The following is an 11,981-nucleotide window of genomic DNA, read 5'->3' on the forward strand; positions in this document are numbered from 1 at the left end:
CAGTGGGTCATTGTGTTTTAGAACCAAACCTGTTTCGTGAACGAAGCTTTATTCTATTCTTCCTCAGCCGAAATGGCGGCGGGGCCTTCAGGTAGGTTCAACAGCGGGCCCAGCAGGAGGGCGTTGGCGAACAGGCGGGAGGTGCCGTGCCAGTAGTGGCGGAAGTTGGGGTCGTCGGCGAATAGGACTACCCGGCCTGCGCCGGCCTTGCTCACTACCACGGCCGCCGAGTTACGAATCTGCCGCAGGTTGTTCTGGGAAACGTAGCCGCTCACCAGCGGGCTAGGCGTGTACTGTACCACGGTGGCGTAGGGGTTGCGGCTGGGGCGCAGAAATGTGGTGCCGTTGCGAAATACGTACAGCTGCCGGCTGGGCAGGCCAAAGCCGATGGGGTTGGTAATGTCCACGTCGGCGCGGTAGATGGAGCCGGCAATGGCGCGGGTGCCTTCCTGCTCCTGGCTCACGAAGTCGAGGCGCTGGGCTGCTGGGCTCTTGCCTTTAGCCGTCGTGGCGGTGGTATCGGCCCAGCCTCCATTGGCCGGAATCAGCAGCTTTTCCTTCACAATGCCCTGCTTGATGGCCCATTCGGAGGCGTTTTTCAGGGTGATGAGCGTGCCGCCCTCCTGCACCCAGCGGCGCAGCTTGTCCACGGCAGCTTTGTCGAGGGCGGCGTAGGAGCCACCCACCAGCACTAGGCTGTTGTAGCGGCCCAGCGGGGCCCGGCCGAAGTTGCTCAACTCCAGGCGCGTCAAAGGCAAACCTAGCTGCTGACTAGCCACGAACCAGGCTTCGCCCACTTCGGAGGCGTTCAGGCCGGGGCCTACCAATAGGGCGGCTTTGGTTTCGGGCAGCGTCCGCACGTTGTTTGAGCCCAGGTCGATGCCGCCCAGGCTGAAGCCAGTGCCCACGCCCGTAAACGTCACCTGCTGCTGTCGGCTCACCCGGCTCACCACCTGAAACACCGAGTCGGTGGGTAGTTTCTGAGCGGCTACCGGAATAACCAGCGTGCCGTAGCCGAAGTCGGTGGGCTGCTCGGTAGAACCGGCCCGGAAAGGCTTGAAGCTGACTTTGGCTGTAATGCCGGACCGTTGCAACGCCACCAGGGCGCGCGGAGCGTTGTAGTCGGACCAGGGCAGCAGGTAGGCGTAGCTGCTCTGCCCGCCGCGCACGGTGCCGGCCAGGGCCAGCGGGGCCGTTACGGGGGCACCCTGCACCAGGGCGGTATTTTTCTGCTTAGAAAAAGGCAACCCGTAGGCGTGGGCCTGGCTCCAGCCCGTCACGTCGTAAAACACGCTGTCGTGGAAGGTAGTCAGCTCCTCGAATAGGGAATGCACCACCCGGTACTGGGGCTGGCCGGCGGGCACCACGTAGGCCTTGCCGGTCCGGAATTCCTGCTTGTCCAGCGTCACGTTCTTACCCAGCGCGTGCACCTCTATCTTGTGCTGCAGCAGCAAGTTCAGGAAGCGGTTGGTCAGCGTCTCGTCCTGGGCGTTGCCGAACACGTAGGCTTTGGTCGGGAACTTGCGGGCATCGGTGAGGGCCGAGGTGAAAAAGTCACGCTGGTGGCGTAGGTACAGGTCTTTTTCCTCCACGGCCCCGCGCACCGTAGCCAGGCCGGTGGCTACGTGGTTGCGGATGGTGAACGGAAACGTGACCACGCCGTTGCTGCCTTCTTGGGCCAGTCCCCGAGAGCTGCCCACTTCAAACGTAATGCCCACACCGCCCTGGAAATCGGGGTAAGTAGAGCCGTAGATGGGCGAGAGGTTATCGAACTGCTCCTTGGTCCAGTACAACGAGCCCAGGTTATCCAAGGACTTGGCGAAGTACTTGGCCAGGTGCACGTTCAGCACCTCGTAGGTGGCCCGGGGTATGAGGTCGTTTTCGGTGCTGAAGGGTTTGGAGGGCTCGAAGTAGTAAGTGCCGTTGGTGCCCATTTCGTGAAAGTCAATCATCACGTTGGGGTACCACTCATGGAAAAAGGCCATGCGGGCCCGGCTTTCGGGCTGGGTGAGGGCCAGCCAGTCCCGGTTCAGGTCGGTATAGAAGTGGTTGGTGCGCCCGCCCGGCCAGGCTTCGGTGTGCTCCCGGTCCAGCGGGTCGGTGGGATTGGGCCAGGATTTGTTCTGGTCGAACCAGTGCGAGGCCCGGTCCCGGCCGTCGGGGTTTTCCAGCGGGTCGATGGTAATAACGGCCTGCTCCAGCCACTGCTTGGTTTCGGGGGCGGTGGAGGCCGTAAGGTAGTAGGCCAGCAGCAGGGCCGCTTCCGACGACGAGCTTTCGTTGCCGTGCACCCCAAAGTTGAGGCTCACCACCACCGGCAGCTTGCGGTAGTCGGGCGCGGCCAGCTTGGGGTCTACCAAGGCTCTGCGCGCCTGCTGCAGGCCCGCCAGGTTCTGCTGGTGCTCGGGGGCGGTGATGGTGGCCACTACCTGAGGGCGCTGCTCAAACGTCGTCCCAATTACGCGCAAGCTCACCTTGTCCGAAACCCGGTCCAGCTCCCGCAGGTAGGCCACAATCTGGTCGGTGCGAGTGTAGTGCGAGCCAATGGGGTAGCCCAGAAACTGCTCGGGCGTGGGCACGGCCGGGTCGAAGCTGGCGGCCGAGGCCCCCGGAAAGAAATAGGGGTTCTGGGCTGCCGCCGGGGCCGCTAAGGCCACGGCCAGCGCCGTCGTACTGAATAGTGCTTTCAACATACGAAAATGAATAGAGAGCTGAAGAACAGGTATTTACGACTAGATGGTGGTGTGGAGCAACGGCAGTCAGCGCACAAAAAAGCCGGGAGTAGGCCCTGAACCCACTCCCGGCCTGGAAACGGGACCTTAGGCCAGCACCTGAATAACGGCTTCCGAAAACCGCTCCATTTCTTCCAGCTGCGGACTGCACTGGAGCAGGAACAAATCCACGCCCACGGCTTCAAAAGCGGCAATTCGTTCGGCTACCTGGTCGGGCGTGCCCGTGAGGCCGGAGCGCAGGCCTCGGTTAGAAACTGAGTAATCCTGCAAGCTCACCTGGTTTTCGAGCTGGGTGCCGGCCAGCCACTGCTGGTAGTTTTTGTAACCGGCCGCCGAACCCTGCACGTTGGTAATGCGCTCCAACTCCCGTTTCACTTCCTGCTCGGTGTTGCGCACAATGCTGTAGGCGGCCACCCCGAACTTCATGGGTGGCAAGCCCAGCTTCTCACGGCGCTGGCTTAGGTCCTGAATGCGGCGGCCAATGGCCTGCGGGTCGTCGCCGTGCATCACGTACCCGTCGCACTGGGCGGCAATCAGGTTCTTGGCCGCCTCCGATTCACCGCCGGCGTAGAGGAACGGCCGGGGGCGCGACACCGGCTTGGGCTGCAGAATGGAGTCGGTAACCTTGTAAAACTGGCCCTCGAAGGTGAAGTGGTCCTGCTTCCAGAGGTTGTCCACCACGTGCAGCCATTCGGCGGTGCGGGCGTACCGGTCGTCGTGCTGCTCAAAGTGCACACCGTACTTCGTGGCCTCATCCTGCCACCACGATGACACCACGTTCAGGCTCAGGCGGCCGTTGCTGATGTGGTCGATGTTGGCAGCCTGCTTGGCCAGCAGCGCCGGGGAGTGGAAAGTGGGCCGCACGGCCACCATCAGTTCAATCTTTTTGGTAACGGCTGCCAGGGCCGCCGCCGTGCTCCAGGCATCCAGGCTCGGGGCTTCTTCGCCCTTGATGTCGTTGAGGTTCAGCTCGGCAATCAGGGACAGGTCGTAGCCCAGGTCCTCACTGCGCTGGGCCAGGGTTTTCACGTAGTCCCAATCGGCGCGCATGTTCTCGTCTTCCACATTGCGCAGCCACCCGCCAAAAACGGGCATCCAATATCCGTACCGCATGATTACTTAGTGAATAGAAGCCGCAACCGGCTGTTGGGTGGAGGAAATAGCAGCAGCAGAGGCCGGCTGGCTGACGGGGTTGGGGGTGCCAATCTGGGTTTCGAGGTAATCCACGAAGCGGGCGTAGGGGTCGAAGCCCACCACGTTCACGGCGTCGGCCACGAAGTTGGACAGGGCGTTGATGTCGTAGAATAGCACGTCGCCGGTCCGGTCGTCAATCAGGTATTCGATGCCGCCCACGTCGATTTTGGTGGCGGCCACAATGCGCTCCACGGCCTCAATCACCTCGGCAGGGGGCGTAAAGGCTTCCACCTGAATGCCTTTCTTGGGCGCTTCCGTTAGGCAAAAGTCACCGGCCGCCGGCTCCTCCGGAATCTGGCAGATTTCGGCCGGGCAGAGGTTGAAGCTCTCCCCGGTAGTGTACACCTTCATGGCGTAGAGAAACTTGCCGTTCAGGGTTTCCACGCGGTGAATGTGGCCGCCGCGGGGCGTCACGTACTCCTGCACCAGTGCCGTCTGGTCGATGCCAAGGTCAATCTGGCCCGCCTGCACGGCGGCTTCTACGCCCGCTATGGTATCAAAACGGATGATGCCCGCGCCGCTGCCCCCGATATTCACTTTCACCACAATGGGGAACTGTAGCTGCCTAGCCGCATCGGGCACGCGGGAGGCGTGGTTGATGACAAACGACTTCGGAAATTTCAGCCCCAGGGAGGCAAACAGGCTGAGCTGCCGGGCCTTGTTGGTTTCGATGGCCGTAGCCGCCGAGCCGTTGATGATGCGCGTACCGATGCGTTCCAGGTGGGTAGCGTACCCGGCCGTGTGGAAAATGCCCTGGCCATGCCCGCGCAGGTAGGCCGAGGAACTCATGCGGTTCACCACCAGCGAGTAGCGGCTTTCGGTTTCGGAGGGGTCAAAGAGGTGGTGGGCAGCGTCAATTTTTTCGTAGGCCAGACCGCGGCGGTCCAGCTCCGCAAACAGGGGCTTGAACCACTCGGGGTGCTCGAAATAGATGCCGATGGGTTTGGGGGAATTTGCCATGAACTGAAATGTGAGAGAAGAAAAAAGGGTAAATCAGGCTAGTAGCCGGGGTTTTGCTCCAGGTCGGGGTCGGCCACCAAGTCGTTGAAGGGTAGGGGAAACACCCAGCGGCGCTGGTCGGTAACGCCAAGCACCACGCCGGCCCGGCCGGTGCGCACCAGGTCAAACCACCGGTCGGCCTCGAAGGCAAACTCCACCCGCCGCTCGTTTTCAATGGCCAGCAGCAAGGCGTCGGCGGTGGCGGCGGTACTTGCCGGCACCCCGGCGCGGCTGCGCACGGCGTTCAAATCGGCCAGGGCGTCGGTGAGCTTGCCTTGCTTGGCGCGGGCCTCGGCCCGAATGAGGTACTGCTCGGCCAGGCGCAGCACATAGCTAGGGTCGTCGCGCTGAGCCGAGCGGCTGTAGAGGTTGCCGTAGGTGACGCTGGCCCCGGCAATAGTGGTGGTGCCCAACAAGGCCGAGCGGCTACCGCCCACGGCGGGGTCGTTGAGCAGGGCAATGGCGGCGAGCACGGGCTGGAAGTTGAACTGTCCGCCCAAGGCACTCGGAAACCAGTTGTTCCACATGGTGTTGGCGTCGGAGTTGCTAAACGTCAGCTCAAACACCGACTCCCGGCTCAGGAAGGGCGCGGTGGAAATGGTGCGGTAAGGCGTTACCAGGCCGTAGTTACTGCTGCTTATTACCTGGTTGGCGTACGTTTCGGCCTCAGCCCACTGCTGGCGGTAGAGGTGCAGGCGGGCGCGCAGGGCGCGGGCGGCGGCTTTCACGGCCCGGTTGCGGGTGGCAGCCTCGGGCAGCAGGGTTTCGGCCTGGGTGAGGTCGGCCAGCACCTGGTCGTAGGTTTGCTCCCGGGTGCTGCGGCGGGTGCCCCGGCCGTTTTCCTTGGTGCGGGTGGGCGTGAGCACCAGCGGCACCCCGCCCCAGCCCCGGCCCAAATCGAAGTACACCAGGGCCCGCAGGAAGTAAGCTTCGCCCAGTAGCTGGTTTTTCTCGGCCGGGGTTAGTAGCGGGTCACTGATGCCGGGCAGGGCCGCCAGCACGTTGTTGGCCCCGTTCACGGCCTGGTACATCTGGGTCCAGGCCTCAGTAATCAGCACGTTGTCGGCGCTGAGCTGGTTCTGGTCAATCTGCAGAAACTGGTTCAGCGTGCCGTTAAAGCGCACATTCTCGCCGGGCAGAAAGCCCAGCACCGGCCAGTTCAGCTGGTAGTAGGCCTGCACCCGGTCGTACACGCCAATGGTGGCGGAGCGGGCACTGCTGGCATCAGTAATGGCTTGGTCGTCGGGAAGCTGCTGCACCGGCGTTGGGTCCAACAAATCGTTGCAAGCCGAAATACTCAGGGTAGAAGCACCCAGTACGGCGGCAAACAGCAAGTGGTATAGCGAAGATTTCATCGAAGTCAGATTCTGAAAAACAGAGTGTAATGTCATGCTGAGCGCAGCCGAAGCATCTCTACTGCGGGCTAACTCAATCGTGTGGACGAAGCGGTAGAGATGCTTCGGCTGCGCTCAGCATGACGGGCTTATGTCTTGGTTATAAGCCCACCGTAAGGCCCACCTGAAAGGTGCGGGGTTGGGGCACGGTAGCCCAGTCGAAGTTTTTGGTGTTGCTCACCCCACTCTGGGAGTTCACCTCGGGGTCGAGGCCGGAGTAGGGCGTGATGGTGAAGAGGTTGGCAGCCTGCACGTACACGCGCAGGGAGTTGAGGCGGGCTCGGCTCACGAGCTGCTGGGGCACGGTGTAGCCCAGCGAAAGGGTGCGCAGGCGCAGGAAGGAGCCGTCTTCCAGGTACCGGTCGCTCAGGTTCTGCACCACGCCCCCGTAGTTGTTGCTGGCCGGGTTGGTGGTTAGGCGCGGAATGTCGGTTTGGTCACCAGGCTTCTGCCAGCGGTCCAGCTGCTCGCGCAGGTAGCCAATGTTGCTCTGGGTGCCGCCGTGCACCAGAAAGAAGCGGTTCATGTTCATGATTTTCGCTCCCTGCTCGAAGTTCAGCGTGAAGCCAACATCCAGCCCTTTGTAGCTCACCGAGTTGGTGAGGCCCCCGAAGTAGTCGGGCCAAGCGTTGCCCACCAGCCGTCGGTCGGCCACCGATAGTTGCCCGTCGCCGTTCACGTCCTCGTACTGGGCGTCGCCGGTTTCGGGGTTCACGCCGGTTTGGTGGTATAGCCAGAAGGAGTAGAGCGGCGCGCCTTCCTGCAACCGGAAAATGTCGCGGGAGCCCGAGGTAATGGGTGCGGCCAGCTTCTCGATGCGGTTCACGTTGCGGGCCACGTTGGCGGTGGTGCTCCACTGCACGGCCGAGGTGCGGGGCAGCCAGTTGGCGGTCAGCTGCACCTCAACGCCCTTATTGCTCACGGCCCCGTAGTTTTCCACCACTGAGGCAAAGCCCGTTTTGCGCGGCACCGGCACGTTCAGCAGCAGGCCCGAGGTGTACTTGTCGTAGTAGTTCAGCTCCAGCAGCAGCCGGTTTTGCAGCACGGCCGCGTCCAGGCCCACGTTCCACTGCCGGGTGCTTTCCCAGCTCAGGTTGGGGTTGGCGAGTTGCAGGGGAGTAGTGCCGGGCAAGTCGAGGTAGTTGGCCCCGCCCTGCACCAGCCCGCGGGCGGCAAAGTCGCTGATGCCGGCCTGGTTGCCGGTTTTGCCCAGGCTACCGCGCAGCTTCAGCTCCTGAAACACGTTCAGATTCCGGATAAATTCTTCCTCGCTTAGGCGCCAGCCCAAGCCCACGGCCGGGAAATAGCCCCAGCGGTTATCGGCCCCGAAGCGGGAGGAAGCGTCAGCCCGCAAACTCACGTCGGCGGTGTAGCGCTGCTTGAAGCTGTAGGTAGCCTTGCCGAAAAACGACAACAGCCCCGCCTGGGAGCGGGACGAGGAGCCCGTTTGGGTAGCCGCCGAGGCAATGCTGGTCAGGTCATTGCTGGGGAACTGCTGGCCCGCCAGACTGGTGCGCTGGAACGTGTTTTTCTGGATGGTATTGCCCACCAGGGCCTGCAGGGAGTGGTTCTCGCCGAAATCAACCGAGTAATTCAGGGTCTGCTCGTTGAGCAGGGTTATGTCACGGGAGAGGAAGGAGGTAGCCGTGCCCCGGGGCTGCCCAGCCAGGATGAGCGTGTTGTTAAAGTTGTTCTCGTACATGTCGTTGAAGTCGATGCTCCAACTGCTGCGCAAGGTCAAGTGCTTGCCCAGCTGGTACTGCCCGTACACGTTTGAGATGACGCGCGAACCCACCGCATCATTGTTCAGGTTGTCGATGAGGGCCTGGTGGTTATCGAAGGAGCCGTACTTGGCGTAGGTACCATCGGGGTTGTAAATCGGCAGGTTGGTGCGCGGAAACAGGGCCGAGTTGATGACGCCCACCGGGTTGTTGTCGTTGCTGCTCACGTTGCGGTGGGTGCGCGTGAGGGCCGTACTGGTTCCAATGCGCAGCCTATCGGTCACGGAGTTATCCAGGTTCACCCGCAGGCTAAACCGGTCGAAGTTGGTGGGCCGGGCAATGCTTTCCTGCCGGAAATAGCCGCCTCCGATGTAGAACTGCGTTTTAGCCGAGCCCCCGGCCGCCGACAGCTCGTAGCTCTGGGTCTGGGCCGTCCGAAACACGTCGGAAAGCCGGTCGTAGGTTTGTTGCTCCTCGGGTAGGCCGCGCCCCCCGGCGGCCGTTGGGCGGTAGGGCAACTGGGTCGGGTTGCCGCCGTCATTCAAAAACCGCTCATTTTCCAGCTGGGCCAGCTCCGGGCCCGTTACTAGGTCATACTGCTTGGGGGCCTCCGACCAGGCGTGGTAGGTGTTGAAGGTAATGCGGGTTTTGTCGCCGGCCTTGCCGCGCTTGGTAGTGATGAGTACCACCCCATTGGCCCCGCGGGAGCCGTAAATGGCCGTGGCGTTGGCGTCCTTCAGGATTTCGATGCTCTCAATATCCTGGGGGTTGATGTCGGCCAGCGGGTTGCTGGAAACCTGGTTGCCCAGGCCGGTGGCAATTAGGTTGGTGTTGTTGATGAACACCCCATCCACCACGTACAGCGGGTCGTTGCTGGCATTCACGGAGTTGCTACCCCGGATGCGGATAAAAATACCGCCGCCCGGCACCCCGGAGTTGGCCGATACCTGCACGCCGGGCGCTTTGCCCTGCAGGAGCTGGTCGGGGCTGGCCGCCGGAATGTCCTTGAGCGCATCACCCTTCACCGAGCTGATGGCGCTGGTCAGGGTCTTGCGGTTTTGCTCGCTGTAGCCCGTCACCACCACTTCCGAGAGCTGCTTCACATCAGCTTTGAGGGCCACGCGCACCGGGCCGGCGGAGGCATCCACGGTCTGGCTTTCGTAGCCAATGGCGCTAATGGTCAGGGTGCTGCTGCCGGGCGGCAGGGTCAGGGAAAAAGTGCCGTCGGGGCCGGTAGAGGCACCTACGGTGGTGCCTTTGACCACCACCGTAACGCCCGGTAACGGGCTGCGGTCCGTGGCATCCACAATAGTACCGGTGATGGGGGAGGCGGCCGTCTGGGCGAAACTCGCCGGGGCCAGGCCTGCCACCACTGCTGGCACCGCCAGAAGGGTAGAGGATTTCATATGCAGGAAAAGCAAGGGATGAGCACGCGCAGCCATAACAGCAGCCCACTCAGGGGCCGCGCCGGCGCGTCGGGAGGTGAATACCAAAAAGGCGAAAACCCTGGGGGCACAACTTCCACTCCTACACCTGGCTTGTGCACAGCCGGGGGCCAGCAGGCCGGCAAGGGGCCGGCGGAACTAGCAGTTTGCGGAGAGAGCAAGTAGGGAGGAACTGGCTATCCTGGGGCCGAAGCAGTCGGCGCACAGAAAAACCCCGCGGGCCTACTAGGCCCGGGTACTGCGTAGAGCAATGGCGCGCTACCGCTCTGCTCTACCGGCAAGCAAAAAGCAAGAAAGGGAAATTCCCGACGCCTTAGCAGCCCATGCCCACCATCCGCATACAGACGGAGCCACGCATCAGGCCACAACATCCATGCTGTACGGATGCGCGGGTACGGGTACTGCTGGGGGTGCTGGTGAAGGACTTCACGGCGTTGTTGTTTTTATATGGTCAGGACTTGGCACCGTTCCGGATGTTCCGGGGGTTGTCGGCGGTTCATCGAGCCTGTCTCTCCGCGCCTCTGTATAAAAACAATCCTTTGTGGGGTAAAGAATTGATGGTGCAAATGTACTGGCGCGTATTTCGAAAAACCAAATTTTTATTTTCAACGCCGGCCTTCTGCCCGTCATCTATTCAAGGTCACCCACGCCCAGAATGCCGCTTATCGGCCTCGTTAAAGCTATATTCTGTGGTTTGCGAATGGCCGCTTTATCGGTTTAGTTGGGCTGATTTTTCTGCGGAATGATCCTGCCTCAGATACAGTCGGGCAACGTTTCGTGGGGCAATAGGCGTCCTCTATGCGGGGTGTCGCCAAGTGTTGCTTACACCCAGCCTACCCTAGGCAACTACCGACATAAGCATCGGCCTCCCGCTGAAAAATCGACAATTGAGTGTAACTCGCACTTCCAGCCAATTATCTACTTCTTATTCATGAAGAAAGCCTGCTTTACCCTCCTGTTTGGGGCCTTTTCTTATGCCAGCCTGGCCCAGAAACCCGCTACTGATGTAATGATTGTGGGCTGCGACCATCTAAACCAGATTTATAAAGCCGACAAGCCCACTACCGACGTGCTGACGCCCCAGGGACAGCAGAATATCAGCCGCTTCACGGCCGCCATTGCCAAATACCAGCCCGATATGCTGGTGGTGGAAGCCCTGCCCGAGGAGCAGCCCCGCATCGACAGCCTCTACGCCCTGTACCGCCAAGACAAGCTGGCTCTGGCCGCCCTGCCCGGCGGCCGCAGCGAGATTTACCAGGTGGCGTTCCGGCTGGGTAAGCAGCTGCAGCTACCCAACATTTACTGCGCCAATGCTCCGGGCGGTACGTCGCAGGGGATTTTGCGCACCGGCCAGAACATTGAGGTATACCAGCAGGCCGGGCAGGAGCTGAGCAAAGCAGCGAGTAGCCTGAAGGCGGAACTAGAGGGTGGTAGCCTGCCCCTGTACCGCTACCTGGCCGCCATCAACCAGCCAGAGCTGTACAACCTGGTGTACCGGCTGCGCTACGTGACGCCGGCCCGGGTGGTAAACAGCCGCTTCACCAACCCCGATGCGGCCGTGGACACGGCTTTCATCAACCCCCGCTACATTGGGGCGGAGCTGATTTCGGTGTTCAAAAACCGCGACTATAAAATCTACTCCAACGTGGTGGTGCAGGCCCTGCAAACCCGGCCCAAGCGGGTGCTGGCGCTGTTTGGGGCGGCGCACATTGGCTCCCTGCAAAGCATTTTCGCCAGTGACCCGGAGTTTCGGGTGGTGGAGTCGCGGAAGTACCTGAAGAAGTAGCCGTTCGTATTGTTGTACCTCATGCCCGTTTCGTGATGGATGCCGATTTTCTGACCAGTGCCCGCAAGCAGTTTGCCTATTACCAGCTGCTTGGCTCCCAGACGTTTGCCCAACTCCCCGATGAGGCCTTGTTCTGGCAGCCCAACCCCGCGAGCAACAGCATTGCTACCATTGTGAAGCACCTGTGGGGCAATATGCTCTCCCGCTGGACCGATTTCCTGACCACCGACGGCGAAAAACCCTGGCGGCAGCGCGAAGCCGAGTTTGACAACGACCTGCACACCCGGACCGAGGTGCTGGAGCGCTGGGAAGCCGGGTGGAGCTGCCTGCTGGCCGCCCTCGACTCCCTGACGCCCGCCAATTGGGACCAGCCGGTGTACATCCGCAACCAGGGCCACACCGTTACGGAGGCCATCAACCGGCAGCTGGCGCACTACCCCTACCACGTGGGGCAAATTGTGTACATCGGGAAGCTCGTGCAGGCGGAGCAGTGGCAGTCGTTATCTATTCCGCGGGGCAACTCGGCGGCCTACAATGCCGAGAAGTTTGCGCAGGAGCCGCACCGCGCCCATTTCACCGACGAGTTTCTAGGAAGTGTTAACAGTGGCTAGTATGTTTGGGAATGGAGTACATGTTGACCGACGCGCAGTGGGCGCGCATCGCGCCGTTACTGCCGGGCCGGGAAGGCACGAGCGGCGGGCGGGGCCAAG

Annotated in this window: 7 protein-coding genes and 1 riboswitch; of the genes, 2 read left to right on the forward strand and 5 right to left on the reverse strand. The window is 61.8% G+C overall.

Features of this window, described 5'->3' with window-relative positions; all coding sequences use genetic code 11:
- Positions 1–53: 53 nt before the first annotated feature.
- The 5 genes from ROI90_RS16240 to ROI90_RS16260 all read right to left on the reverse strand — a co-directional run bounded on the left by ROI90_RS16240 (position 54) and on the right by ROI90_RS16260 (position 9,446).
- Positions 54–2,693 (reverse strand): M14 family zinc carboxypeptidase, encoded by a 2,640-nt coding sequence (locus tag ROI90_RS16240; protein WP_315999410.1) that lies wholly within the window; start codon positions 2,691–2,693, stop codon positions 54–56.
- Positions 2,694–2,819: 126 nt separating this feature from the next.
- On the reverse strand, positions 2,820–3,845 hold the full coding sequence (locus ROI90_RS16245) for an LLM class flavin-dependent oxidoreductase (protein WP_315999411.1): 1,026 nt from the start codon (positions 3,843–3,845) through the stop codon (positions 2,820–2,822).
- Positions 3,846–3,851: 6 nt separating this feature from the next.
- Entirely contained in the window at positions 3,852–4,886 is a 1,035-nt protein-coding gene (locus ROI90_RS16250) for an ATP-grasp domain-containing protein (protein ID WP_315999412.1), read from the reverse strand.
- Positions 4,887–4,924: 38 nt separating this feature from the next.
- Positions 4,925–6,280 (reverse strand): RagB/SusD family nutrient uptake outer membrane protein, encoded by a 1,356-nt coding sequence (locus ROI90_RS16255; RefSeq protein WP_315999413.1) that lies wholly within the window; start codon positions 6,278–6,280, stop codon positions 4,925–4,927.
- Between the two features lie 139 nt (positions 6,281–6,419).
- Positions 6,420–9,446 carry a SusC/RagA family TonB-linked outer membrane protein gene (locus ROI90_RS16260; protein WP_315999414.1) on the reverse strand — a complete coding sequence of 1,009 codons (3,027 nt, stop codon included), beginning with the start codon at positions 9,444–9,446 and terminating at the stop codon, positions 6,420–6,422.
- 479 nt (positions 9,447–9,925) lie between these two features.
- A riboswitch (SAM riboswitch) is annotated at positions 9,926–10,017 on the reverse strand.
- A gap of 399 nt (positions 10,018–10,416) precedes the next feature.
- Between ROI90_RS16260 and ROI90_RS16265 the strand changes: the two genes are divergently transcribed.
- Together ROI90_RS16265 and ROI90_RS16270 are read left to right on the forward strand one after the other, a co-directional pair.
- On the forward strand, positions 10,417–11,271 hold the full coding sequence (locus tag ROI90_RS16265; RefSeq protein WP_315999415.1) for a DUF5694 domain-containing protein: 855 nt from the start codon (positions 10,417–10,419) through the stop codon (positions 11,269–11,271).
- 35 nt (positions 11,272–11,306) lie between these two features.
- The gene (locus ROI90_RS16270) at positions 11,307–11,882 is read left to right on the forward strand and encodes a DUF1572 family protein (RefSeq protein ID WP_315999416.1); all 576 of its coding nucleotides are present in this window, start codon (positions 11,307–11,309) and stop codon (positions 11,880–11,882) included.
- The last annotated feature ends 99 nt before the right edge of the window (positions 11,883–11,981 follow it).

The organism is Hymenobacter endophyticus, assembly GCF_032464715.1.
GTDB classification, from domain to species: Bacteria; Bacteroidota; Bacteroidia; order Cytophagales; family Hymenobacteraceae; genus Hymenobacter; species Hymenobacter endophyticus.